Source organism: Pseudomonas azerbaijanoccidentalis (genome assembly GCF_019145495.1).
In the GTDB taxonomy this organism is placed as follows: Bacteria; Pseudomonadota; Gammaproteobacteria; order Pseudomonadales; family Pseudomonadaceae; genus Aquipseudomonas; species Aquipseudomonas azerbaijanoccidentalis.
On sequence record NZ_JAHSTU010000004.1, the window covers coordinates 618,924 to 645,838 of the forward strand.

A 26,915-nucleotide genomic window follows, 5' to 3' on the forward strand; every position below is an offset into this window, starting at 1 on the left:
TTCAATGTGTAACAGACCATGTTCCGGGCAGAATGTCGCTATTTAATTGGCCCATGAACCGAAGCGCGCGGCTGACGTCTAACGGCCACTACTGATCAGGAGTTACACGATGAACGTTCGTCTGCTGGGTTTGGCCATTACGCTGGGTTTGGCACTTCCTGTGGCCGCTCAGGCGCAGATGCTGCAGCCGGGTTTGTGGGAATTGACCTCAAGCAACATGAAGGTTGATGACCAGAACCTGCCGGATCTGCAATTGATCCTCGGTCAGATACAAAGCCAGATGACCCCTGAACAGCGCGCGCAGCTGGAAAAACAGGGCATCACCATGGGGGGCAAAGGCATTCGCGCATGCCTGACGCCGGAGCAGGTCAAGTCCGATAACATTCCGCTGACCGACCCGCAATCGGGCTGCAAACAGGAAATTACCGAGCGCACCGGCAATCAGTGGAAATTCCGTTTCAGCTGCCCGAAAGCGCAAGGTGCGGGTGTTGCTACGTTCCTGAGTGACCGTGAGTTCACCACCAAGGTCAACGGCACATTCAATGCCACCGGCATTCAGCAGAAGGGCAGCCTCGATACACGCGCCGTGTGGTTAGGGCAGGATTGCGGCACCGTCAAACCACGGGCTTAAAACGCTTCGCAGGCAAGCCGGGTTGCCGACTTGCCTGCGAAGGTTTCCATTCAGACCCCGGCTATCCCCGGCTGACTCAACCACTCACACACTGCCTCGACCTTCATCCTGCCAAAATCCTCCCCGCTGTTGCTGCGCACACTGACAAATCCGCCGGCCTGTTCCTTCTCCCCAACCACGACCAGATACGGCACCGTTTGGCTGTGCTGGCGAATCTTGTAGCGGACCTTTTCGTTGCGCAGATCTGCCAGGGCGCGAACGCCGCCACGACGTAAGGTCTCGGTGACCGCGTGTGCGTAGGTTGCCTGGCGGTCATCCATGCTGACGACCATGACATGCGCCGGCAAACGCCAATATTGCAGCTCCTGGTGGCTGGACCAGCAGGTTCCATAGACCCGTTGCTGCAGGGTGCCGCTGATGTGATCAAGGGCGAATGCCTGTAACACCTTGGTAGTGGGCACATGCGGGCCAGTGGTCCAGTACTCGGTGTCACCGAGGCGATAGAGCGAGAGGTTTTCAGAGGAGGATGTCGCGCGGCGTCGGATTGAGTGGTTGGTCGCCGCCAGCGATTGCATGCGCGCTTCAATGAGCGGCAGGTCGGTCGCTGCCAAGGCGCGCTCGACAGCGAACTCGCAAAAGAACCCGTCACCCAATGCCGAGCCCACACGCATCTGTGCGTGTGGGTGCAGTTGCTTGACGGCCATCGCCAGCATCAGCGTGCAGGAGCGGCGCAGGATCTCCAGGCCGTCTGGTTCCTGCGGCGTCACGATGCTGACCCGGGCATTGGCCTGGACCATGTATTCACAATCCACCAACACACCGTTGACGCGTCCTGCCACCGCCGCACTGGCCAGCCCCAGGCCAATACTCGCGGCGATTTCATGCACGGTCAGTGATTGGTCGTACTCACGCAATGAACCATCGGGCAGGGTGATCTGGATCATGATTGTTGTTCTCGAATGCTTCGATCACACGCGCTAGCGGATAAACCATAGAACCAAACCCGGTCCGCTGTCATGTAGACATTTGTCGAGGCATTTCAAAACTCGTTTTGCAGGGCTTTATAACCACGTACCAGGTCGACATTGGTACGCGCCACGTCCTCGGAAAACTCCGAGGCGCTGACGCTCACCGGCGGGTATTGCGACAGGTCCGTGTTCGGCCCGATGCGTGTGGTGGAGGGCACGTAGAACGCCTTGGGCAAGTCTCGCCCGTCGACCACCGAGTTATGGCGTACCACGCAGCCATCGCCAACGTGGCAATTGAACAACACGCTGTTGAAGCCGATGAACACCCGATTGCCGACGGTGCAGGGGCCATGAACGATCGAGCGATGGGCGATGGAACTGAACTCGCCGATGGTCACCGCTGCACCGGATTTGGAGTGGATGACCACACCGTCCTGGATATTCGAATTGGCGCCAATGGTGATGGGTTGCATGTCCCCGGTCTCGTCGACTTCATCGGCGCGAATCACTGCGTAGGGACCGACGAATACGTTCTCGCCGATCACCACTTTGCCGCAGATGATTGCGGTTTTATCCACATAGGCGGACTCGGCTATCCGCGGTAAATCCCCCGAGGGATTCTTGCGGATCATGGTTTGCTCAACGCGTTGTACAGGGTGTTCAGGTTGTATTCGAACAGCCCGGTAAAGGTACTCGCCGGACCGCTTGCTGCGAGCGCATCGGAGTACAGCGTGCCGCCAATCTTTGCGCCGCTTTCGTCGGCGATCTGTTTGAGCAGGCGTGCGTCTTTGATGTTTTCCATGAACACGGCTTTGACCTTGGCCTGTCGAATCTGGGTGATCAGCGCAGCGACTTCCGCGGCCGAAGGCTCACGCTCGGTGGACAACCCTTGTGGGGCCATGAAGTCGATCCCGTAGGCTTGGCCGAGATAGCCAAAGGCATCGTGTGAGGTGACGATCTTGCGGTTGCCTGGAGGAAGCGCGCCGAGTTTGGTTTTGGCTTCGGCAAGCAGGGTGTAAATCTGTTTGAGGTAGGCGGCACTGTTGCGTTGATAGTCGGCCTGGTTCGCAGGGTCTGCAGCGATAAGCGCTTTTGTGATGTTGCTGACGTACAACTCGGCGTTCGCCAGATTGTGCCAGGCATGGGGGTCGGGAATGGTCTCGCCGTCTTCATCCAGGTCTCTTGGAATAACACCGCGGCTGGCGCTCATTACTGGCGCTTTGGTTTCGGTGCTGGTCACCAGTCTATCCAGCCAAGGCTCGAAACCCAGGCCATTCTTTATGATCAGTTTTGCCTTGAGCAGCGCCTGGGCGTCGTCCGGCGTCGGCTCGTAGGTGTGAGCGTCGGCGTCGGGCCCCACCATGTTAGTGATCTGGACGTGGTCGCCACCGACCTGCAGGGTCATGTCGGCGAGGATGCTGAAACTGGTGACCACCTGAAGTTTTTCCGCCGCGGACAGTGACATGGACAACATCAAACTGAACAGCACGAATAAAGCGCGCATCGGGTAACACCTCATGGGGATGTGAGCGAAGGAGGGCGGCGCAGCAGACCGTGCACCGGCCCGAACACCACCGACAGCAAGTACAAACTGCCAGCCACCAGCACGATGGCCGGGCCACTGGGCAGCGAGTAGTAGAACGACAGCAGCAAGCCAAGCCACACCGAAAGACTGCCCAGCAACGCAGCGATCGCAATCAGCACCGGCAAACGACGGCTCCAGAAACGTGAGGCAGCAGCGGGCAGCATCATCAGGCCCACCACCATCAAGGCGCCGATGGCTTGGAATCCAATCACCAGATTCAGCACCACCAGCGTCAGGAAAACGCCATGGGCGACAGGTCCGAGGCGGCTGACGGTTCGCAGGAAAAGCGGATCGAGGGTGTCCAGGAGCAAGGGTCGGTAGATCAGCAGCATGGCCACGAGGCTCACCCCACAGACCCACAGCATCCCGGTCAGTGTCGGGCCGTCGACTGCCAGTGCCGAGCCAAAGAGCAGGTGTAACAGGTCCAGACGTTTACCCGCCAAGCCGAGTATCAGCACCCCGGCGGCCAGGGAAATCGGGTAGATCGCAGCGAGGCTGGCATCCTCCCGCAGGCCGGTGCGGCGAGTAATCCAGGCCGCCAAACCGGCCATGCCCAGACCGGCTCCGAGGCCGCCGACGGTCAATGCGGGGAGACTCAAACCTGCGAACCAGAAACCCAATGCAGCACCTGGAAGAATACCGTGAGCTACCGCATCACCGATCAGGCTCATTCTTCGCAGAATCAAAAATACGCCTAACGGAGCTGTGGCGCATGCCAGGACCAGGCCACCGATGAGGGCCCTGCGCATGAACACGAACTCGTGGAACGGTTGCCAAAGTTGAGCAGCGACGAGCATCACGCCACCTGCGTGAGGGGTTGTTGGCGTATGAGATCTGTACTCGATCCAAAGAGGCAGCCACTGCTTTTTATCAGCAGTGTTTGTGCAATGTGTTGGCGCACGGCTGTCAGGTCATGGCACACCACAACCAGTGTTCGGCCTTCGGCATGCCACGCGTGCAGATGCTTCCACAGCAGCGCTTGGCCGAGCTCGTCGAGCGCCGCATGGGGTTCGTCGAGCAACAGCAAGGGCGCATCGGCCAAGCTCAATCGAGCGAGTAGGGCACGTTGCAATTCACCACCGGAAAGCGCCATCAGCGGACGTTGTTCCAGGCCGCTTAAGCACCAGTTTTCCAGCACGGTGTGAAGACGTTGGCGACGCTGCTCCGCCGACTGCTGACTGCCCCAGAAACCCGCAGCGACCAGCTCCTGGAGACTGATGGGAAACTGGCGGTCCAGGTGCTGTTGTTGAGGCAGGAACGACAACCCACTTTTACGCGGTGCCTTGAGCGCAACGTTTCCAGAGAGCGGTTTTTGCAGGCCGGCCATCACTTTCAACAGGCTGCTTTTACCGGAACCGTTGGCACCGATTACGGCGGTGAAACTGCCCTGTTGCAGTTGGATATCGAGGGGCGGTGTCAGGGGCTGCCCCGGCGCACCCCAACGCAATGCCTGACAGTTGATCATACGTCCTCCCGACGCCAGCGGCTTTCGGCGACGGCATCGTGGGCATGCAAACTTTCCGCGTGAATCACGCGAATGTGAAAGCCGTTGATGCCGGGAGAGCGTTTCAGGGCGATGTTCAAGCGTCGGGCCGCGTCCTCGCAGAACATCAGGTTCTGGCCATTGGCGAGTGCGAAAGCTTGTTCGTCTGCGCGTTTCACGGCGGTCTGCACGGCGGTGCCGAGCGCTGCTTCGGCGTCATTGATCAGCGCAATCAATGGCAGTTCGTCCAGATGGTCGTCCAGATGCAGGTTCAATTGCGCAGTGCTGCGTTGGCTGTGGGGCGTCGCCACGATGCCTTTTGTCGAGCCTAACCAGGCCAAAACATCGGCGTGCTTCAAAGGTTTGTTGGCGAAGTCATCGACAAATTGCTGTTGGATCAACTGCCGAGACAATGCCGCTGAGCACGGGCACGTCGAGGAATAAGCAACGTCGATTTTTAGTTCCACGTGGAACATCGAGTTTTTCAATCGCGCATCAATGCGGACGGGATAGGTTTTCCAGCCGCTCAAAGGGCTGATCAGGGCGGGCCGTTTAAGTAGCAAATTCGTATGGATTGTCAGATAAGCACTGTTGGCCAAGCCTTCATGACTGTCCAGAAAGCGCTGCAATACCCGTCGAAGTAGTGCGGGTGAAAGAGTTGCTTGCTCGAGCATTTCCAACGCCAGATAGAGCCGCGACATATGAATGCCCCGTGCCTCGCCATCGTCGAGACTGACGCCAGCATCGGCGGTTGCGCTCAATCGCTGGCCATCGAATAAAACGGGAAGAGCTATACCGCACATGCCCACCCACTCAAGTGGCAGGGCTTGGCGTGAGGCCTGCGCGGCGATATCCGGCAGAGTCAGCGCATTCATGAGCAGGTCCATCGTGGAGGTTGATTTTGCATGTTATAGTATAACAATGCGCTTCACGATAGCTTTTTCGTGAACAGTTTTTCATCCGCAATCGCAGGCTCAGCAGCCCGCGATTCGGCTACAGGTGAATTTGGCGCTGCTGCCCCCGGAGCTGGAAAACCGATTGATCGTAGTCCAGCCGACGCGCCGGTTGTAGCCGACCCAGGCTTCGCCGTCGGAAGCGATGCCGGTGAAGAACGTCAGTTGCCCGTAGCGACTGTTGGTCTGCGCCCAGTAGCGCTTCCCAATGGCTTCGAACCCACGCAAGTAAATAGTGCTGCCGACGGTATTGACGCTGTAGGCATTGCCTTCGCCATCCACGCAGGCCAGCAAATTGGCGCTACGAGTGCAGTTAGCCAGCGCTGGAACTTGTGCCCAGGCATTGGCGGCACCAAGCATTGAAAAACTCATCAGCGCGAGTTTCAGGGCGTTACGCATGGGTGTTCTCGTACGAGGAATGGGTTTCAGCATCCTGCCGTTGATGGTCTTGGACAAGAGGGAGTGGCTTGATTGTGTTGTTATACTATAACATTAAATCAAGCCCGACGTTTTGACCGGGCATCTTGTGAGGAGCTTCTGATGCCCAATCGTCTACCCGTGACCGTGCTGTCAGGCTTTTTAGGGGCCGGAAAAAGTACACTTCTTAATTACATACTACGTACTAGAGAAAAACTTCGAGTCGCAGTCATCGTCAATGACATGAGTGAAATCAACATCGACGGCAGCGAAGTGCAGCGCGATGTCAGCCTCAACCGCGCAGAAGAAAAGCTCGTAGAAATGAGCAACGGCTGCATCTGCTGCACCTTGCGAGAAGACTTGCTGGAGGAGGTGAGCAAGCTCGCCAATGAAGGTCGCTTTGATTACTTGCTGATCGAATCCACGGGCATTTCCGAACCGCTGCCAGTCGCCGAAACCTTTACGTTCCGCGACGAAAACGGGCAAAGCCTCACGGACATCGCGCGGCTCGACACCATGGTCACGGTGGTCGATGGCATGAATTTCTTGCTCGACTACCAGGCCGCCGAGAGCCTCGCATCCCGTGGCGAGACGTTAGGCGAAGATGATGAACGTGCGATTACCGACCTGCTGATTGAGCAAGTAGAGTTCGCGGACGTGATCCTGATCAGCAAGATCGACCTCATCAGCAGCCGCGAACGCCAGGAGCTGATCGCGATCCTGCAGCGACTTAACGCCGAGGCCGAGATTATTCCGATGGTCATGGGTGAAGTGCCGCTCAACAAGATCCTCAACACGGGCCGCTTCAACTTCGATAAAGCCGCTCAAGCGCCAGGCTGGTTGCGGGAGTTACGCGGCGACCATGCACCGGAAACCGAAGAGTACGGCATCGCTTCCAGTGCTTACCGGGCGCGTCGGCCCTTCCATCCGCAACGGTTTTTCAGTTTTATCGATCGCCCGTGGGTCAATGGCAAGCTGCTGCGTTCCAAGGGCTTTTTCTGGTTGGCTAGCAAACATACGGATGCCGGCAGTTGGTCGCAGGCCGGTGGTTTAATGCGTCACGGTTTTGCTGGGCGCTGGTGGCGTTTTGTGCCGAAGAATCAGTGGCCACAGGACGAAGAAAGCACGGCCGGCATCATGGAAAACTGGACCCGTGCCACGGGAGATTGCCGCCAGGAACTGGTGTTCATTGGCCAGAACATCGACTTCGAACAGCTCACAGCAGAGCTCGACGCCTGCTTGCTAACGGACGATGAAATGACGATGGGTGTTGAAGGCTGGCGGTTGCTCCCGGACCCATTCGGCCCTTGGCATGAGGAGGCGGCCTGATGCTGACATTGACGCCCGCCAGGTTGTCCGGAAAGTCGATACGTCAGCAGTACGGAACCACACCAACATCCTTGGCCACCATTGTCGACGAAGGGGTCAACCTCGCAGTCTGGAAGCGCCAGCTGCCGCTGCATATCGCGGACTTCGCGACGTTGTTGCTGTCGCTGAACGAACCGTTGGGCGAATCACTCGTCCTGGAGTTAGCCGACGACGAAGCGCAACCCAATCTCCTTGGATTGGCCTCAGGCTTCAGTGATCTCGAAGGTTACGAGGGCTTCATCGCCGACGTTTCGTGGCTGGTCAGCGCTTTTGCCTGTTTGCTCGGCGCCCAACGGATCGGCCTGCGCCTGCGGGTGCTCGACAAAGCCATGTGCCCGCGTTTTCACGTCGATCACGTTCCTGTCAGATTGATCACCACTTATGCGGGGCTCGGCAGCGAATGGCTGAAAGAAGGCGCCATGGACCGTCGACAACTTGGCAATCCCGGCGCCGAACCCTTGGATGACAGGTTGATCCAGACAATCAGCAGTGGCGAGGTTGCACTGCTCAAGGGTGAGAAATGGCACGGCAATGAAGGCTTCGGCCTGATTCACCGCTCGCCGCATCTGGATTCCGGCGAACGCCGTTTGATCCTCACCCTCGACTGGCTGAGCTAGCCGCTCAGGGCTTCAGCCAGGTGCCTTGGCTTTGTGTTTCGCAATACGGCTGCAAATACGCGGCATCCGTGGCCACGCCGTAATAGTGAATATCCTGCCGGTAAGGCATATTGGCGACTTGAGCGTTGCTGCACACACCGAACGCGCCAGCAGGGCATTGGTCGACGTACTGCACCTCGACCTTTTGCCCGGCCAGGGTCGGTTTGCAGAAACCGTCAGCGAACAGTTTTTCCGGAATGTTGCGGTTCTGCTGGCAGACTTTGACGTCGAGACGTTCCGCCTGGCTGTGAACAACGCAGGCCTGCGCCAACGCCTCGCCACACGCAAACGTCAGCAGTAACGACAAGCCCATCCACCGCATCCTTACCTCCTCAGAAACCTTCGATCATGTTGCAGAACATACCAACCCACGTCATCGCCGGGCCGCTTGGGGCCGGTAAGACCAGCCTGATCAAACACCTGCTGGCGCAACGTCCGGTAGATGAGCGCTGGGCGGTGTTGATCAACGAGTTCGGACAGATCGGCATCGACGCCGCGCTGCTCACTCAGGAGGCCGATGGTATCGCACTGGGGGAAGTGGCCGGGGGGTGTTTGTGTTGCGTCAACGGCGCGCCGTTTCAGGTCGGGCTTGGCCGTTTACTGCGCAGGTCTCGGCCGGACCGGTTGTTCATCGAGCCGTCGGGGTTGGGGCATCCGGTGCAGTTGCTCAAGCAGCTGAGCGAGGCGCCATGGCAAGGTGTACTGAATCTGCAACCCAGCGTGCTGGTACTCGATGCGCAGGCGCTCTCGGCAGGTAAGGCACTGCCCGTGGCGCAACAAGAGGCGCTGAACAGCGCCGGCCTGTTGCTGATGAACAAATCCGAAGGAATTGACGCCGCGGTCCGCCAGCGAATCGCCGCATTGTTGCCCGCACGCCCGCTGTACTGGACGCAACAAGCCACGCTGGCCTTGAATGAGCTGCCGGGCCTTGCGTCGCGAGCGGTGGCGGGTGTGGATAACTTTGTGATGCCCAAGGGCCTGGCGCAACTTGCGTCGATCTGGAGCGACCCGACGCTGCCGATTTGTTTAAGCCAGGAGCAGGAAGGGGGCTGGAGCATCGGCTGGCGCTGGCACCCGAGTCAGGTCTTTGATGCGGATTTTGTCAGTCGCTGGCTGCAAAGCCTTTGCTGGCGAAGGGCGAAGCTGGTCGTTCACAGCGCTGAAGGCTGGGTATCGGCGAATGCGCTGGATAACTCGCTGTTGCAATGGCAGCCTAGCGAGTGGCGGCAGGATTCGCGAATTGAATTGATATTCAGCGAACCAATGGATGTTGAGGTGCTGCAAAAGGGGCTGGCCGACTGCCGGTTGGCTTGAGCCTCAGGGCCGCCACTTGTTGTGCTCCTGGCGCCAATGGTTCAGCTCGATCACCTGGGCAGTGGGCTTGACCACGTCGACGACTGGAGGCGTGTCGTCGAACGGCATGGGGTACGGCGCCAGTTCAATCTGTGCACTGTGAGCGCCGAATTGGGTGATGGTGCCGTTATGACGGGATTCGCCGGTGACGGTGAATTCGAAGTTATACACACGGGCCAGGCGCCGCCGACCGTTGGCATCCTTGATGAAGCCGATTTTTTTCAGCGCCACGTTGCCATCCAGCAGCTCGATCCCGAGGTTGCTGCAGTGCTGCTTGACCCGCTCCAAAGCGCGCTCGCGCAAGCCGTGGTTGTGCCAGAGCCACGCGCCAGCAGTGGCGAGCAGCATCAACACGAAAATATTTCCAAGGGTCAGCATCAACAGGGTGCTCCAACAAGATAGTGTCAGCTTAACTGTGTCGCCGGTCTGTCGTACAGGCTGCGTTTAGTCGCATACTGCGCCGCTCGAATTTCAATCGTTTTACGGAAACTCACCGCATGAAACGTACGCCCCATCTGCTCGCTATCCAGTCCCACGTGGTGTTCGGTCACGCCGGCAACAGTGCCGCGGTTTTCCCGATGCAGCGGGTCGGGGTGAATGTCTGGCCGCTCAACACCGTACAGTTCTCCAACCACACGCAATACGGGCAGTGGACCGGTGAAGTGCTGGCGCCCCACCAGATCCCCGATCTGGTTGAAGGCATCGCTGCGATTGGCGAACTGGGCAATTGCGATGCGGTGTTGTCGGGCTACCTCGGCAGCGCGGCACAGGGTCGGGCCATCCTCACGGGGGTGGCGCGCATCAAGTCGATGAATCCCAAAGCGCTTTATTTGTGTGATCCGGTGATGGGCCATCCGGAGAAAGGCTGCAGCGTGCCCGCAGAAGTCAGCGATTTTCTGTTGGAGGAGGCCGCCGCCGTGGCCGACTTCATGTGCCCGAACCAACTGGAGCTCGACAGTTTTTCGGGGCGTAAACCGCAATCGCTGTTCGATTGCCTGGCGATGGCGCGCTCGTTGCTGGCGCGTGGACCGAAGGCCGTGCTGGTCAAGCATCTGGATTACCCGGGCAAAACCCCGGAGGTCTTCGAAATGCTGCTGGTGACCGCCGAAGGCAGCTGGCATCTGCAACGCCCGTTGCTGGCGTTTCCGCGTCAGCCGGTGGGCGTTGGTGACCTGACGTCCGGGCTGTTCCTGGCGCGCGTGCTATTGGGTGATAGCCTGGTGGCGGCCTTCGAATTTGCCGCATCGGCGGTGCACGAGGTCTTGCTGGAAACCCAGGCCTGCGCCAGTTATGAGCTGGAACTGGTGCGGGCGCAGGACCGGATTGCCCATCCTCGGGTGCGGTTCGAGGCGACGTCGATCAGCTTGTAACCAAATCAGAATAAAAGATCGCAGCCTGCGGCAGCTCCCACAGGAATTCGCATTTCTCTGTAGGAGCTGCCGCAGGCTGCGATCTTTTGCTTTAGGCGTCGCCCTTGATTTCCTGATAGCGCTTTTCCAGTTCCTGACGAATCTGGCGGCGTTGCTGCGCCTGGATATAGCGGCGCTTGTCTTCGCTGTTTTCCGGTTGCAGTGGTGGCACCGGGGCAGGCTTGCGCTGGTCATCCACCGCGACCATGGTGAAGAAGCAGCTGTTGGTGTGGCGCACCGAGCGCTCCCGGATGTTTTCGGTCACAACCTTGATGCCCACTTCCATGGACGTGTTGCCGGTGTAGTTGACGGAGGCGAGAAAGGTCACGAGCTCGCCGACATGGATTGGCTCACGGAAAATCACCTGGTCCACCGACAGGGTCACCACGTAGCGACCGGCATAACGGCTGGCGCAGGCGTAGGCCACTTCGTCGAGGTACTTGAGCAGGGTGCCGCCGTGAACATTGCCAGAGAAGTTGGCCATGTCGGGGGTCATCAATACTGTCATCGACAGTTGGGCGTTTCCGGGTTCCATAGCGTTCTCACGGTTCAAGGCAAGGTTTGAGGGGACGCACCTCTACGGGTGCCTCGGTGGTTTTTTCAAACCAACAGTTATCGGGACGCCGGGCGCTTGATCGCCGTCACGCCGGATCGATCTGTTTCCTTATATTGCACCGCCTTTCTGCCGGAAGTCCCGGTGTTACCCTTCAAAAGCCCACCCCGAAGGGCAAATTCCTACGCGGATAGCGGATTTTAATTCTGCTCAATCGGACGTTTCCCACGTCTGATGGTTGAGCCATGTCACCCAAGGAGCCTCACACCATGCATGCCATCAGTTTTATTCAGGACCTGGCAGTGATCATGTTGGTCGCAGGTGTGGTGACCGTGCTTTTCCATCGCTTCAAGCAGCCCGTGGTGCTGGGCTATATCGTCGCCGGCTTCATTATCGGCCCGCATACCCCGCCGTTCGGCCTGATCCATGACGAAGAAACCATCAAGACTCTGGCGGAACTCGGGGTGATTTTCCTGATGTTCTGTCTGGGGCTGGAATTCAGCCTGCGCAAACTGTTCAAGGTCGGCGCCACGGCATTTATCGCGGCGTTCCTGGAAATCGTGCTGATGATCTGGATCGGCTACGAAATTGGCCGCTGGTTTGACTGGAACACCATGGATTCGCTGTTCTTGGGTGCGATCCTGGCGATCTCCTCGACCACCATCATCGTCAAAGCTCTCAACGACCTGAAGATGAAGAACGAGCGCTTCGCGCAGCTGATCTTTGGGGTGCTGATCGTTGAAGACATCCTCGGTATCGGCATCATCGCCTTGCTGTCGAGCATCGCGGTCAGCGGTACGGTCAGTTCGGGCGAAGTGTTTTCCACGGTCGGCAAGCTGTCGCTGTTCATGATCGTCGCGCTGGTGATCGGCATTCTGCTGGTGCCACGATTGCTGGCCTATGTGGCTAAATTCGAAAGCAACGAAATGCTGCTGATCACGGTACTGGGGCTGTGTTTCGGTTTCTGCCTGCTGGTGGTCAAACTCGAATACAGCATGGTCCTGGGCGCGTTCCTGATCGGCGCGATCATGGCCGAATCCCGGCAGTTGCTAAAAATCGAGCGCTTGATCGAGCCGGTTCGTGACTTGTTCAGTGCGATTTTCTTCGTCGCCATCGGGCTGATGCTCGACCCGATGATCCTGCTGCAATACGCCTGGCCAATTGCAGTCATTACCGTGGCGGTGGTGCTCGGCAAGATGTTGTCCTGCGGTCTTGGCGCCTTTATCGCCGGCAATGACGGACGGACCTCGCTGCGCGTCGGGATGGGTCTTTCCCAGATTGGCGAATTTTCTTTCATCATCGCTGCGCTGGGCATGACCCTGCAGGTCACCAGCAACTTTCTTTATCCGGTGGCGGTGGCGGTGTCGGTGATCACCACGCTGCTAACGCCTTATCTGATTCGTGCCGCCGACCCGCTGTCGATCAAATTGGCCGCAGTGATGCCGCAGCGGCTGGGGCGCGTGCTGGGCATGTATGGTGAATGGCTGCGCAGCATCCAGCCGCAGGGCCAGGGTGCGTTGCTGGCATCGATGATCCGGAGGATCTTGTTGCAAGTTGGGGTCAATCTGGCGTTGGTGATCGCGATCTTCTTCGCGGGTGCTTACTTCGCCGAACGCATTTCCACTTATCTGCAGGATTGGATCAGCGATCCGAGCTGGCAGAAGGCTTTGATCTGGGGCGGGGCGCTGTTGCTATCGCTGCCTTTTTTGATTGCCGCGTATCGCAAGCTCAAGGCGCTGTCGATGTTGCTGGCGGAAATGGGTGTAAAACCGGAAATGGCCGGACGCCACACGCAGCGAGTGCGTCGGGTGATTTCCGAAGTGATCCCGATCCTTTCACTGCTGGTGATTTTCCTGCTGCTGGCAGCCTTGTCGGCCAGTATTCTGCCGACCAACAAGTTGCTGGTGCTGATCGCCGTGGTCGCAGCCGCAGTGGCGGCATTGCTGTGGCGCTGGTTCATTCGCGTGCACACGCGGATGCAGGTGGCTTTGCTGGACACCCTGGAGAACCACAAGGATTCACCGGGGCACTGACCTCTATGTAGCAGCCGCCCAAGGCTGCGTTCGGCTGCGTAGCAGTCGCGAATCAGATGGCGAGATCCTTCTGGTGCACCGGGCTGTCAGGGGTTACGACTGCTGCGCAGCCGAACGCAGGCTGCGCCAGCTGCTACATGAGTCGTTTGGGTTATCAGCTCTCCAGCCAGACGTCCCGTGCCCAATGCCAAACCGATTCCCAGGTTTCTTCGGCAATCAGTTCTTCTTCGGCCTGCCAAAGCACCACGGTGCCGTCTTCTTCGACGCAGTAGTAATCATCACCGTCTTGGCAGATAGGGATCAGGCTGCGATCAACGCCGGCATCCCAGGCGTTGGCGGCAACGTCCGGCAAGTAGGTGTGCGATTGCGGGTCCGTGACGGTCACTGGCTCCAGGCTGCCGTAGACCACGTCGCTGACGGTCAGCAAAAATTCTCTGAAGACGAACGGAATGTCGATGAACAGTTGTTCTTCGATTTCCACCAGCAGGTCTTCGTCAGGCAACTCCAAGGGGACCGGTACCGGTTCGTTGGCTTCACGCAGTTGTTCGATGATTTCTTCCACGTCCGGGATCCTCTTGCTTGTATGGCGCGGTTTATATGGGGCGGTTTATACAGTAGCTTGCTATAGATGCAACCGCGAAATAGAAAACCCCGGCCGAGGCCGGGGTTTTTATTGCAGCAAGTGAAGCGCGGAGGGTGATCAGCCGTTCTGGCGGATACCTGCCACCAGCCAAGGCTGGTTTTCGCCCTGCGGACGTTCCATGTTCCAGCTTTCGCTGAACACTTCGCCCTGGTCGAAACGCGAGGTTTTCGACACGCCGCTGAAGGTCAGGGTGGCGATGGTCTTGTCAGCGCGATCATCCACACCGTCCAGTTGTACATTGAGGTTATCAATGTAGGTCGACTGGAAACCGTCGCCCAGATCGGCACGTTCGCGCTTGAGGAACTCCAGCATTTGCGGGGTAACGAACTCGGCGATCTTGTCCATTTCGTTCGCGTCCCAATGCTGTTGCAGGGACTGGAAGTGGTTGCGCGCGGCTTCGATGAAGTTGCGCTCGTTGAACCAGGCTGGAGCATTGATCACCGGACGAGCGGCGACAGGTGCAGCCGAACCGCCGAAGATCGAACCGCCAGCTGGCTTCTGTTCGAAGGCTTCACGCTGCATCGGCGCGTGACCGGCCGGAGCAAATTGCTCTTGCTGCTTGCGACGACGGGCGGCGATGAATCGGAAGACCAGGAACGCGATGACCGCCATGATCAGGATGTCGAAGATCTGCATGCCCTGGAAGCCGTCGCCCATGAACATGGACGCCAGCAGGCCACCGGCGGCGATACCGGCCAATGGGCCGAGCCAGCGCGAAGCGCCACCGGCCTTGGCAGCGGCGCCAGCGGCACCGGCAGCACCAGCGGTCGCCGCAGCGCCGCCCATGCCTGGAGAAGAAGGAGCCATCTGGCTGGTTTGGTGCGTCGGCGCAGCGCCTGCGCTTTTGCCACCACCGAAGCGCTTGGCGGCATTGACGTCGAGACTCATCGTCAGGCCGATGCACAACGCCATGGCGATGCTAAGAAAACGTTTCATAGAGGGAATTCCCATTTGTGGAAGGCACGCGCGCCATGTTGCACAGCTGAAGTGTTACTGGCTAGCGGCAGAGTGTTTCCGGCTTTTGCCTGACAGGTTGTATTCAGCTTCTGTCCGCGCAATAAGGCCTGTTAACTTTGGTCTGCAGGATGAGTGGATTAGTTCTGTAGGAGAGATGCCTGGCGTCGCAAGGCGCCTCTTTTGGACACGCGGTGGACTCAGGTGAAGATCGCAGCCTTCGGCCGCTCCTACAGTTACACGTCAATCCCTGTAGGAGCTGGCGAAGCCTGCGATCTTTTCAGCCTTTAGATCGCTTCCAGCTTCGCGTACCCCAGCATCAGCCACTTGCTGCCTTCGCTGAAGTTCACCTGAACCCGCGCCTGCGCGCCCGCGCCCTCGAAGTTCAGGATCACGCCATCCCCAAACACCGAATGCCGCACCGTCTGGCCGAGGCTGAAACCGGTCTGCGGGATTTCGCTGCCGCTGAACAGGCTTCCACCGCTCATCGACTGGTTGCCACCAAACGGACGACTGACGCTGTTGGACAGCCGAACTTCCTGGATCAGGCCTTTCGGGACTTCGCGTACGAAGCGCGACACCTTGTTGTAGGTCTCGCTGCCGTACAAGCGTCGGGTTTCAGCGTAGGTCATCACCAGGTTTTGCATGGCGCGGGTGATGCCGACATAAGCCAGACGCCGTTCTTCCTCAAGACGACCAGGTTCTTCCAGGCTCATCTTGTGTGGGAACAGGCCTTCTTCCATGCCCACCAGGAACACGTAAGGGAATTCCAGGCCCTTGGCGCTGTGCAGGGTCATCAGTTGAATGCTGTCTTCGTGCTCGTCGGCCTGGGTATCGCCAGCCTCCAGCGAGGCGTGGCCGAGGAAAGCCGCCAGCGGCGTCAGGTCCTCGTCTTCTTCGCTGTTTTCGAAGTTGCGCGCAGCGCTGACCAGTTCCTCAAGGTTTTCTACCCGGGCCTGGCCTTTCTCGCCTTTTTCCGCTTCGTGGTAGGCGATCAGTCCCGACTGCTCGATGACGGTCTGGGTCATCAGGTGCAGCGGCATTTCCATGCACTTGGCGGCGAGATTTTCGATCAGTTCGATAAATGCGCCGAGCGCGCTGGCGGCGCGACCGGTCAGGCCTTTATTGGCCACCAGTTGGCGCATCGCTTCCCACATCGACACATCGCTGTGGCGTGCATGGTCGCGGATCGCTTCGACGGTTTTTTCGCCAATACCGCGCGCCGGTACGTTGATCACCCGTTCCAGCGCGGCATCGTTGCCACGGCCTTCGAGCAGGCGCATGTAGGCCATGGCGTTTTTGATTTCCGCCCGTTCAAAGAAGCGCTGACCGCCGTAGATGCGATATGGAATGCGCTCACGCAGCAAGGCTTCTTCCAAAACGCGTGATTGGGCGTTGGAGCGGTACAGAATCGCGATATCGCTGCGCACCAGGCCGGTTTTTAGCGCACTTTCGATGGTTTCGACAACGTAACGCGCTTCGTCGTGTTCGTTGAACGCGGCATACAGGTTGATGGCCTCGCCATCGCCGCCATCAGTCCAAAGCTCCTTGCCCAAACGCCCGGTGTTGTTGGCGATCAAAGCGTTAGCAGCCTTCAGGATGCCGGCGGTGGAGCGGTAGTTTTGCTCCAGGCGAATGGTGACGGCGTCCGGAAAGTCTTCGGAATACTGATAGATGTTCTCGATTTTCGCGCCGCGCCAGCCGTAGATCGACTGATCGTCGTCGCCCACCACCATCAGGCTGTCGCCACCCTTGGCCAGCAAGCGCAGCCAGGCGTACTGCACGGCGTTGGTGTCCTGGAACTCGTCCACCAGAATGTGCCGGAAGCGTTTCTGATAGTGCGCCAGCAGACCTGGGTGATCGCGCCACAGGTCGAGGGCACGCAGCAGCAGTTCGGAGAAGTCGATCACGCCGGCGCGCAGGCACGCCGCCTCGTAGGCTTCATAGATGCTGCGCATGGTCGCCAGGAACAGGTCGCCACTGGCTTGAATGTGTTGCGGACGCAGACCTTCGTCTTTTTGCCCATTGATGAACCATTGGGCCTGACGGGCCGGCCAGCGTTGCTCGTCCAGGCCGAGCTCGCGGATCACCCGCTTGACCAGCCGCTGCTGGTCATCGCTGTCGAGAATCTGGAAGGTCTGGCTCAGGCCGGCTTCCTGCCAGTGCGCCCGCAGCAAGCGGTGCGCCAGACCGTGGAAGGTGCCGACCCACATGCCGGCCGGGTTGATACCCATTAGCTGCTCAATGCGGTGACGCATCTCGGCAGCGGCCTTGTTGGTGAAGGTCACCGACAGAATGGAGTGGGGCGACGCGTTCTCGACCTGGATCAACCAGGCGATACGGTGCACCAGCACTCGGGTTTTACCGGAACCAGCACCGGCCAGGACCAACTGACGACCCACGGGGGCCGCTACGGCCTGCCGTTGGGCATCGTTGAGGGAGTTCAGCAATAGGGAGAGATCATCGCGCATCGGGGCATTCTAGGGGGCGGCGTCACACCGGGCAAACCCCGCTTTGCATTAGCCGATGAAAGAGGCGCGCAAGACGACCGGTCAGTCATCGGCCGCAAGTGTTGGCTGCACGCGTCTGGCGGCATTTGCAGCGGATCGGCGGGCTAATACTTTTGTCTGTTTTTTGACCGGGAGCAGTTTGGTCCAAGCACTTGCTTGTGTATGCTCCGTCGACGTTTCGGGCTCATGCTCATCATTATAAGAACAAGAACATCGCCTATGACCCTCAGCTCCGACCTGTCGGGCCCCACTGTGGAGCCCCGGGTTATCCGTAAACAATACGCCATGGAAATGGCGGTCGAACGCACGCGTCTGCTGTATCAAGGCTCGTTGCTGCCTACGCTGTTCATGTTGATCAATGGTCTGGTCTGCGCCGGTTTGCTCTGGAGCCCGCAGCGCTATTTTTTGGTCAGTGTCTGGCTGGTATGGCTGTTGTCATTGGTGGCATTGCGGGTGATTCAGGTCGCCGCCTTCGATTCGGCCATTCCCAATCGACAGGCCCACCCCATCTGGCGACGAATGTTTTTGCTGGGTTCCGGCCTCACCGGGCTGACCCTGGCTGGCGCCGGCATTGCCCTGGTTCCCGCCGATAACTTCATTCAGCAAGCCTGGGTCTTCGGCCTCATTGGTGCCGCAGCGCTTTCGGCGAGTGTGGCCTATGCGGTCAGTTTGCCGGCCTTTCTGTCGTTCACCTTGCCCTGTCTGTTGCCAGCCATCGCCTATATGTTTTGGGGGGGTGACGTACAGCAGCAGGGCTGGGGCTGGTTCGGGCTGATTCTGCTCGGCGCATTGAGCGTGGTGGCGTGGCAGGTCAATCGACTGATCGATCGGGGCTTGATGCGGCGTTTTCAGAATCAGGCGCTGATCGAACACTTACAGCAGGCGCAAAGTTGCAGCGACCAGCTCAATCAGAAGCTGGCCAAGGAAATTGAGCAACGGCGGCGTGCCGAAGACGAATTGCGCGAAATCCAGATCGACCTGGAAAATCGCGTTGCCCAGCGCAGCCTGGAGCTGGACGCCGCCAACCAGGCATTGAGTAAAAGCGAGGCGCGTCTGGCGCTGGCCTTGAAGGCCAGTGAGCTGGGGCTGTGGGACTGGAACCTGCAAACCGACGAAGTTCACCATACGCAGATTCAGGAGTTGTTCGGCCTGGAGCCGGAGCAGGTGACGGCCATACTGCGTCACCTCAAGCCGCGGTTGCATCCCGAGGATCTTCCGGCGCTTAAACGGGCACTGGTCGAGCATCTGAAGGGCCGCACCGAGGACTATCAAATCGAGTATCGCGTGCGCCATGGCGACGGCCATTGGGTCTGGATCGAGGACCGTGGGCGTGCGGTCGAGCGTGCCGAAAACGGTCGGGTGATCCGTATGGTCGGCACCCGTCGCGACATTAGCGTCAGCAAAGGTCTGGAAGAGCAGCGGCAACTGGCGGCGACCGTATTCGAGGCGGCCAGCGAAGGGATCGTGATTTTCGATCCGAATTACGCGCTGATCGCGATCAATCAGGCCTTCAGTCGGGTAACCGGCTATGACATCGAAGACATGATTGGGCGCAATGTTGTTGAGTTGCCGTGCAGCCGCGATGCGCGTCGACATTACGCGGCGATTCATCAGGCGCTGGAGCAGCAAGGCAGTTGGCAGGGCGAATTGGTGGAAACCCGCAAGAACGGCGAGATGTATCCACAATGGCTGCAACTGAATGCCGTGCGCGATACCCGGGGAAATGTAAGCCACATTGTCGGCTTCTTCGCTGATCTCTCGGCTCGCCGCGAATCCGAAGAGCGCATGCGCTACCTCACTCATTACGATGAGCTGACGGGCCTGGCCAACCGCTCAATGTTCCGCGAACGACTCAGTGAAGCTCATCAACGGGTGCGTCAGGGCGGTTATCGCAGCCTGGCGCTGCTGCACATCAATCTCGATCGCTTCAAACAGCTCAACGACAGCCTGGGGCATGAAATTGCCGATCAGTTGTTGCAGAAGATGGCTCGCCGGCTGGTCAATGCCTTGCCAGAGGCCGACACCATCGCGCGCCTGTCCGGCGACGAGTTTGCGGTGCTGTTCAACTCCTACGGCAACCTGTCGAGCCTGGCGCGGGTGGCGACTCGTTTGGCAAGCAAGTTGCGCTTGCCGGTGAATATCGAAGGGCATGAACTGGTCGTCAGCGCGTCGATGGGCATCAGCTTGTTGCCAGACAGTGCCCGGGAGATTTCCGCGTTGGTCAGTCAGTCGAACATGGCCATGCAACATGCCAAGCATCTGGGGGGCAACAATTTCCAGTTCTATACCGACAGTTTGCAAGCCAGCACGCTGGAGCGTCTGCAGTTGGAAAACCAACTGCGAAAGGCCGTCGAAGAGAAACAGTTGCAGGTGTTTTATCAACCGAAGCTGTGTCTCGCCACCGGCAAGCTGAATGCTGCCGAAGCCTTGGTGCGCTGGGATCACCCGACCATGGGCCGCGTGCCGCCAGGAGACTTCATTGGCTTGGCCGAGGAGACCGGGTTGATCGGTCCGATCGGCGAATTCGTCCTGCGTCAGGCCTGCTGGCAAGCCTGTGAGTGGCAGCGGCAGGGGCTTGAAGCGATTCGGGTGTCGGTGAATCTGTCGGTGCATCAATTGCGGCAGGGCAAGCTCGTCAGTCTGGTGCGCCAAGTACTTGAAGAAACCGGCTTGGAGCCGCGCTACCTGGAGCTGGAACTCACCGAAAGCCAGTTGCTGGACAGCGTCGAACACATCATCGCGACCTTCCAGCAGTTGCGTGATTTGGGTGTGAAACTGGCAATTGATGACTTTGGCACCGGCTATTCGTCCCTGAGCTATCTCAAGCGTATTCCCGTGGATTACGTGAAGATTGATCAGGCGTTTATCCGTGGCTTGGGGGAGGGCAGCGAAGATGCCGCGATCACACGGGCAATCATTGCCATGGCTCATGGTCTGTCGTTGAAGGTGGTGGCGGAAGGCGTTGAGCGGCGTGAACAGCTTGAATTTTTGAAAGCAGAGCGCTGCGATGAGGTGCAGGGCTATTTGATCAGTCGTCCGGTTGAGGCCGAGACGCTGGCAGGTTTGCTGCACGCGCAGGCCGCCAGCTGAGAAGGAGGCGTCCCGTTACTCAGCAGATGAGTACGGGACGCCTGAATGGCCGGAAGCTATCGGGTTTCTTACTGGGTGATCAGTACGTTATCAATGTGGTGCAGCAACTTGCCTTCGTAGAAGATGCTGACGCCAGAAACATTGGAATTACCCAGTGCTTTATATTCAACAACTTTGTCGGTTTCGACTTGTAGCGAAACTTCATTGGAATCTTCCAGGGTAAGTTCCAGGCGCAAGTCGAAGGACTTGTCTTGCAGTGTGGTCATTTTCAGCTTGGGTGTAATGCCCGTGTGAGCAACGGTCACGGTGCCGTAGGCGCGGAACGAAGGGGCGCCGGGCATGCGGTCGATTTGTGCGGTCCAGTCTTTGGTTTTAATAGTCATGATGTAGCTCCTTTAATTGGGTATTTGCTTCCTGCCGAATTAATATACCCAGATAAAGTTGGATTTGGTTGGTTTTTATTAGTTGGATTTGTAATAAGTCGTGAGCCAGTGGTTAGTTGTCATTTTAACTTATCAAGCAATAACTAAATAAATGCTTGGCACCGAAAAACGGACGTCTCGGCCTCGCGCCGTGTGTGCTACATGAAGCGCGGGCACCTGAAATCGAGGGATTCGGTTACGCATTGAGCAGGCAAAAAGCCAATTCATGTAGTATAACTACAAGCGTGCTACATCCCCGGCACCTGCCAATAACAAAGAGTCCAGCCCTTTGAATCTGCTGCAACACATCGCCCAGTCTCGCCACCTGTTACGCAAGTCGGAGCTCAAGGTCGCCGATCACGTGCTGCTTGACCCTGCGGCCGTGATGCACAGCTCCATGGCCGACCTGGCCCACAGCGTCGGCATCAGTGAGCCGACCATCGTGCGCTTTTGCCGAGCCATCGGTTGTTCCGGGTTCCAGGACCTGAAATTGAAGCTGGCCCAGAGTCTGGCCGCTGGTGCGAGTTTCGGGCAGTTCGCGATCCATGAAGACGATTCGGTCGCCGACTACAGCCTTAAAATCTTCGATACCACCCTGCATACCTTGATGGAGGTCCGCGAAAAGCTCGACCCCTTGGAATTGCAGCGAGCGGTAACGCTGATGTCCCAGGCCCAGCGTGTCGAGTTCTACGGCTTCGGTGCCTCGGGCGCGGTAGCGGCGGATGCACAGCACAAATTCTTCCGCTTGCTGCTGACGGCGGCGGCGTACTCCGACCCGCACATGCAAGCGATGTCGGCGGTGACGTTGAAGCCGACTGACGTAGCGATTTGCATCTCGCAGTCCGGGCGCTCCAAGGACCTGCTAATTACCGCCAATCTGGTTCGCGAAAGCGGGGCGTCGTTGATTACCCTGTGCCCGAGCCAGACACCGCTGGCCGAGCTGTCGACTGTCAACCTGGCGATCGATGTGCACGAAGACACCGAGATCTACACGCCGTTGACCTCGCGTATTGCTCACCTGGTGGTGATCGACGTGCTGGCGATGGGTGTGGCCATGGCCCGTGGGCCGAGCCTGGTCAACCACCTCAAGAGCGTCAAGCGCAGCCTGCGCAGCTTGCGGCTGTCGCCCAAGTCGGTGAAGGCGTTGGACGACTGATCGCAGCCTTCGGCAGATCCTACAGGTTCGCGTTCCTGCGTAGGAGTTGCCGAAGGCTGCGATCTTTGCTTCCGAATGTTCATCTCCCTGTAACGCCGAAGCCGCCAAACCGTCATCCCTCGCGCCTATCTTGAAACTCCCGTACTCGCCTTGGGAGACTCGAAATGGCCCAGCCCTACGAAGAACGCAACAGCGCCGTCAAAACCCGCCGTCAGCAGGAAGATCAGCGCCGCATGGAATTTCGCCGCGCCATTGAAGATCGCTGCGAACGCCGTCAGCTTCTGGCCGAGATTGGTGATTTTCCGGAAGATCTGGAACTCAACTACTGGCAGGCCGCCTCGACAGCTTCCCGTCGAAACGCTCAACCAGGCCGCTGATCTGTACCCGCTCGCTGCGCACGAACGCCAGGAAGGCGTGAGCCACCGGTGACAGGCGTTTCGCCTTGGCCTGCACCAGGCACCAACTGCGATACAGCGGCAACTCTTCAACCGGCAGCTCAATCAGTCCGCCGGTTGCCAGCTCAAGGTTCAGGGCATGGCGCGTCAACAGCGCCACGCCCAGACCCGCCAGCACACACTCGCGTTGAGCTTCGGCTGACGACACCTCCTGAGTCTGGTTGAAGTGCACGCGCTTCTCTTTGAAGTACTCTTCACACGCCATGCGCGTCCCGGAGCCGGATTCGCGTAACAGCAGGGTGTAAGGTTCAAGGTCTTGCAAGCGCAATGGTCCCATGTGGCACAGCGGATGATCCGGTGGCGCCACGGCAACAATCGGGTTGTTGAGGAACGGCAAAAACTCCAGCCCCATGTCCTGCGGCACCATGGACATGATGACCAGATCGTCGCGGTTGTCCGAGAGACGTCGAATGACTTGGCCCCGGTTGACCACCGTCAATTGCAGGTTGACCTCGGGATGTTGGCGCTTGAACGCGGCAAACAGGTGCGGGACGAAGTACTTGGCACTGGATTCCACCGCCAGTTTCAGCTGACCCTGCAAAGAACCCTGCATGTCCGATAGCTGCATGTCGAGGTTTTCCAGGCGGCCAAAAATGTCCCGGCTGGCGCGTTGAAGTGCTTCGGCGGCTTCGGTCATGTAAAGTTTTTTGCCGACGTAATCGAACAAAGGCTGACCGATCAGCTCTTCAAGCTGACGAATCTGTAGGCTAACGGCCGGTTGTGTGAGCGACATTTCGTCGGCCGCGCGGCTGTAGGACCTCAGATCACACACTTCATTGAAAATCTGCAATTGACGCAATGTCATACGCATCAATGACTTACGCATTTTTTCGCACTCTGGCCGCGGGCTGATGCGTCAACTATAAGTCTTTACTTATGCATGACCCAATAATTATTCATTTTTGTTAATCCCTTGTGGGCGCTAGTGTGGACCTGCGACTAAATTGAAACATTTGGTCACGCGTCGACCTGGTCTAGCAGGTCGTGGGTACCACCGGCTCAAGGGAACCTCCAAGTGATAACAAAGATCCTGATCGCCAACCGTGGTGAGATTGCCGTACGAATCGTGCGTGCCTGCGCCGAAATGGGCATTCGCTCGGTCGCGATCTATTCCGATGCCGACCGTCATGCCTTGCACGTCAAGCGTGCGGATGAGGCCCACAGCATCGGTGCCGAACCGCTGGCCGGTTACCTGAACCCGCGCAAGCTGGTGAACCTGGCCGTGGAAACCGGTTGCGATGCGCTGCACCCCGGCTACGGTTTCCTTTCGGAAAACGCCGAACTGGCGGACATCTGTGCCGAGCGCGGTATCAAATTCATTGGTCCATCGGCAGAAGTGATTCGCCGCATGGGCGACAAGACCGAAGCCCGCCGCAGCATGATCAAGGCCGGCGTGCCGGTCACTCCAGGCACTGAAGGCAACGTCGCGGACATCGCTGAAGCTCTGACTGAAGGCGATCGCATCGGTTACCCGGTGATGCTCAAGGCCACTTCCGGTGGTGGCGGCCGCGGTATCCGCCGGTGCAACAGCCGCGAAGAACTCGAACAGGCGTTCCCTCGCGTGATTTCGGAAGCCACCAAGGCGTTTGGTTCGGCTGAAGTGTTCCTGGAAAAATGCATCGTCAATCCCAAGCACATCGAAGCGCAGATTCTTGGCGACAGCTTCGGCAATGTGGTGCACCTGTTCGAGCGTGACTGCTCGATCCAGCGTCGCAACCAGAAGCTGATTGAAATCGCCCCGAGCCCGCAACTGACCCCGGAACAGCGCGCTTACATCGGCGACCTGTCTGTGCGCGCAGCCAAGGCCGTGGGTTACGAGAACGCCGGTACCGTGGAGTTCCTGCTCGCCGAAGGCGAGGTGTACTTCATGGAGATGAACACCCGGGTGCAGGTGGAACACACCATCACCGAAGAAATCACCGGCATCGACATTGTCCGCGAGCAGATTCGCATCGCCTCGGGCCTGCCGCTTTCTGTGAAACAGGAAGACATCCACCACCGTGGTTTCGCCCTGCAATTTCGGATCAACGCCGAAGACCCTAAGAACAACTTCCTGCCGAGCTTTGGCAAGATCACTCGTTATTACGCACCCGGCGGTCCCGGCGTACGTACCGACACGGCGATCTACACCGGCTACACCATCCCGCCGTTCTACGACTCCATGTGCCTGAAACTGGTGGTGTGGGCGCTGACCTGGGAAGAGGCAATGGACCGTGGCTTGCGCGCCCTGGACGACATGCGTCTGCAAGGGGTCAAGACCACCGCCGCGTACTACCAGGAAATCCTGCGTAACCCGGAATTCCGTAGCGGCCAGTTCAACACCAGCTTCGTTGAAAGCCATCCTGAACTGACCAACTACTCGATCAAGCGCAAACCCGAAGAGCTGGCCCTGGCCATCGCCGCCGCCATCGCCGCCCACGCAGGCCTGTGAGGAATAGAACAATGAGCAAGAAGATTCATGTAACCGACACCATCCTGCGCGACGCTCACCAATCGCTGCTGGCGACCCGCATGCGCACCGAAGACATGCTGCCGATCTGCGACAAGCTCGACAAAGTCGGCTACTGGTCGCTGGAATGCTGGGGCGGCGCGACGTTCGACGCCTGTGTACGTTTCCTGAAAGAAGACCCGTGGGAGCGTCTGCGCCAACTGCGCGCGGCGCTGCCTAACACCCGTCTGCAAATGCTGTTGCGCGGCCAGAACCTGCTGGGCTACCGCCACTATAGCGACGACGTGGTCAAAGCGTTCGTTGCCAAGGCCGCGGTCAACGGTATCGACGTATTCCGCATCTTCGACGCCATGAACGACGTGCGTAACCTTCGTGTAGCCATCGAAGCGGTGAAAGCCGCCGGCAAGCACGCCCAGGGCACCATCGCCTACACCACCAGCCCGGTGCACACCATCGACGCGTTCGTGGCGCAAGCCAAGCAGATGGAAGCGATGGGCTGCGACTCGGTGGCGATCAAGGACATGGCCGGCCTGCTGACGCCGTACGCTACTGGCGAACTGGTCCGCGCGTTGAAGGCCGAGCAGTCGCTGCCAGTGTTTATCCACTCGCATGACACCGCAGGCCTGGCGACGATGTGCCAGCTCAAGGCGATCGAGAACGGTGCCGACCACATCGACACTGCGATTTCCAGCTTCGCCTCGGGCACCAGCCACCCGGGTACCGAGTCGATGGTTGCTGCGCTCAAGGGCACCGAGTTCGACACCGGCCTGAACCTGGAACTGCTGCAAGAGATCGGCCTGTACTTCTACGCCGTGCGCAAAAAGTACCACCAGTTCGAAAGCGAATTCACCGCTGTCGACACCCGTGTTCAAGTCAACCAGGTACCGGGCGGGATGATCTCCAACCTGGCTAACCAGTTGAAAGAGCAGGGCGCGCTCAACCGCATGAGTGAAGTGCTGGCTGAAATCCCGCGCGTTCGTGAAGACCTCGGCTTCCCGCCGCTGGTGACCCCGACTTCGCAGATCGTCGGCACCCAGGCGTTCTTCAACGTGCTGGCCGGTGAGCGTTACAAGACCATCACCAACGAAGTGAAGCTGTACCTGCAAGGCGGCTACGGCAAGGCGCCGGGTACCGTGAGCGAGAAACTGCGTCGCCAGGCCATTGGCAGCGAAGACGTGATCGACGTGCGTCCCGCCGACCTGCTCAAGCCGGAAATGGCCAAGCTGCGTGCCGACATCGGTGCATTGGCCAAGTCTGAAGAAGACGTGCTGACCTTTGCCATGTTCCCGGACATCGGTCGCAAGTTCCTCGAAGAGCGTGCAGCGGGCACCCTGACCCCTGAAGTGCTGCTGCCGATTCCTGAAGCCGGCGGCGTCGCCTCGGCGGGTGGCGAAGGCGTACCAACCGAATTCGTCATCGACGTTCACGGTGAAACTTACCGCGTCGACATCACCGGTGTGGGCGTCAAGGCTGAAGGCAAGCGTCACTTCTACCTGTCCATCGACGGCATGCCGGAAGAAGTGGTGTTCGAACCGCTCAACGAGTTCGTCGGCGGCGGCAGCAGCAAGCGCAAGCAAGCCACTGCACCGGGCCACGTCAGCACCACCATGCCTGGCAACATCGTCGACGTACTGGTCAAGGAAGGCGACACCGTCAAGGCGGGCCAGGCTGTGCTGATCACCGAAGCGATGAAGATGGAGACCGAAGTCCAGGCTGCCATCGCCGGTAAAGTCACCGCTATTCACGTGGCCAAGGGCGACCGCGTGAACCCGGGCGAAATTCTGATCGAGATCGAAGGTTGAGTTAACAGCCTCGATACAACGCTTT

The 26,915-nt window shown here is 58.8% G+C and carries 26 protein-coding genes; 11 read left to right on the top strand and 15 right to left on the bottom strand.

Annotated elements, in window-relative coordinates:
* Positions 1 to 109 precede the first annotated feature (109 nt).
* Positions 110 to 631, top strand: coding sequence for a DUF3617 domain-containing protein (locus tag KVG88_RS17055; protein WP_150704996.1), 522 nt, complete (start codon positions 110 to 112; stop codon positions 629 to 631).
* A 50-nt stretch (positions 632 to 681) separates the two neighbouring features.
* Here KVG88_RS17055 and KVG88_RS17060 read toward each other — a convergent pair whose 3' ends face one another.
* The 7 genes from KVG88_RS17060 to KVG88_RS17090 form a co-directional block, all read right to left on the bottom strand.
* Positions 682 to 1,575 (bottom strand): His/Gly/Thr/Pro-type tRNA ligase C-terminal domain-containing protein, encoded by an 894-nt coding sequence (locus KVG88_RS17060; protein ID WP_217872084.1) that lies wholly within the window; start codon positions 1,573 to 1,575, stop codon positions 682 to 684.
* Positions 1,576 to 1,670: 95 nt separating this feature from the next.
* Positions 1,671 to 2,231: a gamma carbonic anhydrase family protein gene (locus KVG88_RS17065; RefSeq protein WP_217872085.1), complete on the bottom strand. Its 561-nt coding sequence runs from the start codon at positions 2,229 to 2,231 to the stop codon at positions 1,671 to 1,673.
* Positions 2,228 to 3,103: a metal ABC transporter substrate-binding protein gene (locus KVG88_RS17070; RefSeq protein WP_217872086.1), complete on the bottom strand. Its 876-nt coding sequence runs from the start codon at positions 3,101 to 3,103 to the stop codon at positions 2,228 to 2,230. The genes KVG88_RS17065 and KVG88_RS17070 overlap by 4 nt, the downstream gene beginning before the upstream one ends.
* Positions 3,104 to 3,114: 11 nt before the next feature.
* A complete protein-coding gene (locus tag KVG88_RS17075) occupies positions 3,115 to 3,981 on the bottom strand; it encodes a metal ABC transporter permease (protein WP_217872087.1) in 867 nt (288 codons plus the stop codon).
* The gene (locus KVG88_RS17080) at positions 3,981 to 4,649 is read right to left on the bottom strand and encodes a metal ABC transporter ATP-binding protein (protein WP_217872088.1); all 669 of its coding nucleotides are present in this window, start codon (positions 4,647 to 4,649) and stop codon (positions 3,981 to 3,983) included. The genes KVG88_RS17075 and KVG88_RS17080 overlap by 1 nt, the downstream gene beginning before the upstream one ends.
* Entirely contained in the window at positions 4,646 to 5,542 is an 897-nt protein-coding gene (folE2, locus tag KVG88_RS17085; protein WP_217872089.1) for a GTP cyclohydrolase FolE2, read from the bottom strand. The genes KVG88_RS17080 and folE2 overlap by 4 nt, the downstream gene beginning before the upstream one ends.
* A gap of 99 nt (positions 5,543 to 5,641) precedes the next feature.
* A complete protein-coding gene (locus KVG88_RS17090) occupies positions 5,642 to 6,019 on the bottom strand; it encodes a glutamine synthetase (protein WP_217872090.1) in 378 nt (125 codons plus the stop codon).
* Between the two features lie 141 nt (positions 6,020 to 6,160).
* On the opposite strand from KVG88_RS17090, the gene zigA reads away from it, so the two are divergent.
* Together zigA and KVG88_RS17100 are read left to right on the top strand one after the other, a co-directional pair.
* Complete coding sequence (gene zigA / locus KVG88_RS17095) at positions 6,161 to 7,366, top strand: zinc metallochaperone GTPase ZigA (protein WP_217872136.1); 1,206 nt, start codon at positions 6,161 to 6,163, stop codon at positions 7,364 to 7,366.
* Positions 7,366 to 8,022 carry a DUF1826 domain-containing protein gene (locus KVG88_RS17100; protein WP_217872091.1) on the top strand — a complete coding sequence of 219 codons (657 nt, stop codon included), beginning with the start codon at positions 7,366 to 7,368 and terminating at the stop codon, positions 8,020 to 8,022. Before zigA ends, KVG88_RS17100 begins: the two co-directional genes overlap by 1 nt.
* A 4-nt stretch (positions 8,023 to 8,026) precedes the next feature.
* On the opposite strand, the gene KVG88_RS17105 is transcribed toward KVG88_RS17100, so the two are convergent.
* Positions 8,027 to 8,383: an NADH:ubiquinone oxidoreductase gene (locus tag KVG88_RS17105; protein WP_217872092.1), complete on the bottom strand. Its 357-nt coding sequence runs from the start codon at positions 8,381 to 8,383 to the stop codon at positions 8,027 to 8,029.
* A 26-nt stretch (positions 8,384 to 8,409) separates the two neighbouring features.
* On the opposite strand from KVG88_RS17105, the gene KVG88_RS17110 reads away from it, so the two are divergent.
* A complete protein-coding gene (locus KVG88_RS17110; RefSeq protein WP_217872093.1) occupies positions 8,410 to 9,375 on the top strand; it encodes a CobW family GTP-binding protein in 966 nt (321 codons plus the stop codon).
* A gap of 3 nt (positions 9,376 to 9,378) precedes the next feature.
* Here the strand turns inward: KVG88_RS17110 and KVG88_RS17115 are convergent, their stop codons facing one another.
* Positions 9,379 to 9,792 carry a DUF3301 domain-containing protein gene (locus KVG88_RS17115; protein ID WP_150704984.1) on the bottom strand — a complete coding sequence of 138 codons (414 nt, stop codon included), beginning with the start codon at positions 9,790 to 9,792 and terminating at the stop codon, positions 9,379 to 9,381.
* A 119-nt stretch (positions 9,793 to 9,911) separates the two neighbouring features.
* Here KVG88_RS17115 and pdxY point away from each other — a divergent pair, with 119 nt between their 5' ends.
* On the top strand, positions 9,912 to 10,784 hold the full coding sequence (gene pdxY, locus KVG88_RS17120) for a pyridoxal kinase PdxY (protein WP_150704983.1): 873 nt from the start codon (positions 9,912 to 9,914) through the stop codon (positions 10,782 to 10,784).
* Positions 10,785 to 10,875: 91 nt separating this feature from the next.
* Here the strand turns inward: pdxY and KVG88_RS17125 are convergent, their stop codons facing one another.
* Entirely contained in the window at positions 10,876 to 11,358 is a 483-nt protein-coding gene (locus KVG88_RS17125) for an acyl-CoA thioesterase (RefSeq protein WP_095194575.1), read from the bottom strand.
* A 287-nt stretch (positions 11,359 to 11,645) separates the two neighbouring features.
* Here KVG88_RS17125 and KVG88_RS17130 point away from each other — a divergent pair, with 287 nt between their 5' ends.
* Entirely contained in the window at positions 11,646 to 13,409 is a 1,764-nt protein-coding gene (locus KVG88_RS17130) for a cation:proton antiporter (protein ID WP_150704982.1), read from the top strand.
* Positions 13,410 to 13,563: 154 nt separating this feature from the next.
* Here KVG88_RS17130 and KVG88_RS17135 read toward each other — a convergent pair whose 3' ends face one another.
* The 3 genes from KVG88_RS17135 to uvrD form a co-directional block, all read right to left on the bottom strand.
* Entirely contained in the window at positions 13,564 to 13,971 is a 408-nt protein-coding gene (locus tag KVG88_RS17135; protein ID WP_003187120.1) for an SMI1/KNR4 family protein, read from the bottom strand.
* A 138-nt stretch (positions 13,972 to 14,109) separates the two neighbouring features.
* Positions 14,110 to 14,988, bottom strand: coding sequence for a Tim44 domain-containing protein (locus KVG88_RS17140; protein ID WP_075947044.1), 879 nt, complete (start codon positions 14,986 to 14,988; stop codon positions 14,110 to 14,112).
* 305 nt (positions 14,989 to 15,293) lie between these two features.
* Positions 15,294 to 17,477 (bottom strand): DNA helicase II, encoded by a 2,184-nt coding sequence (gene uvrD, locus KVG88_RS17145; RefSeq protein WP_150704981.1) that lies wholly within the window; start codon positions 17,475 to 17,477, stop codon positions 15,294 to 15,296.
* A gap of 258 nt (positions 17,478 to 17,735) precedes the next feature.
* On the opposite strand from uvrD, the gene KVG88_RS17150 reads away from it, so the two are divergent.
* Positions 17,736 to 20,606, top strand: a complete 2,871-nt coding sequence (locus tag KVG88_RS17150; RefSeq protein ID WP_150704980.1) for an EAL domain-containing protein — start codon at positions 17,736 to 17,738, stop codon at positions 20,604 to 20,606.
* Positions 20,607 to 20,674: 68 nt separating this feature from the next.
* Here KVG88_RS17150 and KVG88_RS17155 read toward each other — a convergent pair whose 3' ends face one another.
* Entirely contained in the window at positions 20,675 to 20,989 is a 315-nt protein-coding gene (locus tag KVG88_RS17155) for a hypothetical protein (protein ID WP_217872094.1), read from the bottom strand.
* Positions 20,990 to 21,317: 328 nt separating this feature from the next.
* On the opposite strand from KVG88_RS17155, the gene hexR reads away from it, so the two are divergent.
* A complete protein-coding gene (hexR, locus tag KVG88_RS17160) occupies positions 21,318 to 22,184 on the top strand; it encodes a transcriptional regulator HexR (RefSeq protein WP_007954250.1) in 867 nt (288 codons plus the stop codon).
* A gap of 164 nt (positions 22,185 to 22,348) precedes the next feature.
* The gene (locus tag KVG88_RS17165; protein ID WP_150704978.1) at positions 22,349 to 22,561 is read left to right on the top strand and encodes a PA3496 family putative envelope integrity protein; all 213 of its coding nucleotides are present in this window, start codon (positions 22,349 to 22,351) and stop codon (positions 22,559 to 22,561) included.
* On the opposite strand, the gene KVG88_RS17170 is transcribed toward KVG88_RS17165, so the two are convergent.
* Complete coding sequence (locus KVG88_RS17170) at positions 22,503 to 23,465, bottom strand: LysR family transcriptional regulator (protein ID WP_217872095.1); 963 nt, start codon at positions 23,463 to 23,465, stop codon at positions 22,503 to 22,505. The genes KVG88_RS17165 and KVG88_RS17170 overlap by 59 nt on opposite strands.
* Positions 23,466 to 23,654: 189 nt before the next feature.
* Between KVG88_RS17170 and KVG88_RS17175 the strand changes: the two genes are divergently transcribed.
* Both KVG88_RS17175 and oadA read left to right on the top strand, forming a co-directional pair.
* The gene (locus KVG88_RS17175) at positions 23,655 to 25,070 is read left to right on the top strand and encodes an acetyl-CoA carboxylase biotin carboxylase subunit (RefSeq protein ID WP_150704976.1); all 1,416 of its coding nucleotides are present in this window, start codon (positions 23,655 to 23,657) and stop codon (positions 25,068 to 25,070) included.
* Positions 25,071 to 25,081: 11 nt separating this feature from the next.
* Positions 25,082 to 26,890 carry a sodium-extruding oxaloacetate decarboxylase subunit alpha gene (oadA, locus tag KVG88_RS17180; protein ID WP_217872096.1) on the top strand — a complete coding sequence of 603 codons (1,809 nt, stop codon included), beginning with the start codon at positions 25,082 to 25,084 and terminating at the stop codon, positions 26,888 to 26,890.
* Positions 26,891 to 26,915 lie beyond the last annotated feature (25 nt).

Excerpts from the sequence above, each read along its gene's own strand:
- KVG88_RS17055 (WP_150704996.1), top strand. The coding sequence starts at position 110 with ATGAACGTTCGTCTGCTGGGTTTGGCCATTACGCTGGGTTTGGCACTT.
- KVG88_RS17060 (WP_217872084.1), bottom strand. The coding sequence starts at position 1,575 with ATGATCCAGATCACCCTGCCCGATGGTTCATTGCGTGAGTACGACCAA.
- KVG88_RS17065 (WP_217872085.1), bottom strand. The coding sequence starts at position 2,231 with ATGATCCGCAAGAATCCCTCGGGGGATTTACCGCGGATAGCCGAGTCC.
- KVG88_RS17070 (WP_217872086.1), bottom strand. The coding sequence starts at position 3,103 with ATGCGCGCTTTATTCGTGCTGTTCAGTTTGATGTTGTCCATGTCACTG.
- KVG88_RS17075 (WP_217872087.1), bottom strand. The coding sequence starts at position 3,981 with ATGCTCGTCGCTGCTCAACTTTGGCAACCGTTCCACGAGTTCGTGTTC.
- KVG88_RS17080 (WP_217872088.1), bottom strand. The coding sequence starts at position 4,649 with ATGATCAACTGTCAGGCATTGCGTTGGGGTGCGCCGGGGCAGCCCCTG.
- folE2 (WP_217872089.1), bottom strand. The coding sequence starts at position 5,542 with ATGAATGCGCTGACTCTGCCGGATATCGCCGCGCAGGCCTCACGCCAA.
- KVG88_RS17090 (WP_217872090.1), bottom strand. The coding sequence starts at position 6,019 with ATGCGTAACGCCCTGAAACTCGCGCTGATGAGTTTTTCAATGCTTGGT.
- zigA (WP_217872136.1), top strand. The coding sequence starts at position 6,161 with ATGCCCAATCGTCTACCCGTGACCGTGCTGTCAGGCTTTTTAGGGGCC.
- KVG88_RS17100 (WP_217872091.1), top strand. The coding sequence starts at position 7,366 with ATGCTGACATTGACGCCCGCCAGGTTGTCCGGAAAGTCGATACGTCAG.
- KVG88_RS17105 (WP_217872092.1), bottom strand. The coding sequence starts at position 8,383 with ATGCGGTGGATGGGCTTGTCGTTACTGCTGACGTTTGCGTGTGGCGAG.
- KVG88_RS17110 (WP_217872093.1), top strand. The coding sequence starts at position 8,410 with ATGTTGCAGAACATACCAACCCACGTCATCGCCGGGCCGCTTGGGGCC.
- KVG88_RS17115 (WP_150704984.1), bottom strand. The coding sequence starts at position 9,792 with ATGCTGACCCTTGGAAATATTTTCGTGTTGATGCTGCTCGCCACTGCT.
- pdxY (WP_150704983.1), top strand. The coding sequence starts at position 9,912 with ATGAAACGTACGCCCCATCTGCTCGCTATCCAGTCCCACGTGGTGTTC.
- KVG88_RS17125 (WP_095194575.1), bottom strand. The coding sequence starts at position 11,358 with ATGGAACCCGGAAACGCCCAACTGTCGATGACAGTATTGATGACCCCC.
- KVG88_RS17130 (WP_150704982.1), top strand. The coding sequence starts at position 11,646 with ATGCATGCCATCAGTTTTATTCAGGACCTGGCAGTGATCATGTTGGTC.
- KVG88_RS17140 (WP_075947044.1), bottom strand. The coding sequence starts at position 14,988 with ATGAAACGTTTTCTTAGCATCGCCATGGCGTTGTGCATCGGCCTGACG.
- uvrD (WP_150704981.1), bottom strand. The coding sequence starts at position 17,477 with ATGCGCGATGATCTCTCCCTATTGCTGAACTCCCTCAACGATGCCCAA.
- KVG88_RS17150 (WP_150704980.1), top strand. The coding sequence starts at position 17,736 with ATGACCCTCAGCTCCGACCTGTCGGGCCCCACTGTGGAGCCCCGGGTT.
- KVG88_RS17155 (WP_217872094.1), bottom strand. The coding sequence starts at position 20,989 with ATGACTATTAAAACCAAAGACTGGACCGCACAAATCGACCGCATGCCC.
- KVG88_RS17165 (WP_150704978.1), top strand. The coding sequence starts at position 22,349 with ATGGCCCAGCCCTACGAAGAACGCAACAGCGCCGTCAAAACCCGCCGT.
- KVG88_RS17170 (WP_217872095.1), bottom strand. The coding sequence starts at position 23,465 with ATGCGTAAGTCATTGATGCGTATGACATTGCGTCAATTGCAGATTTTC.
- oadA (WP_217872096.1), top strand. The coding sequence starts at position 25,082 with ATGAGCAAGAAGATTCATGTAACCGACACCATCCTGCGCGACGCTCAC.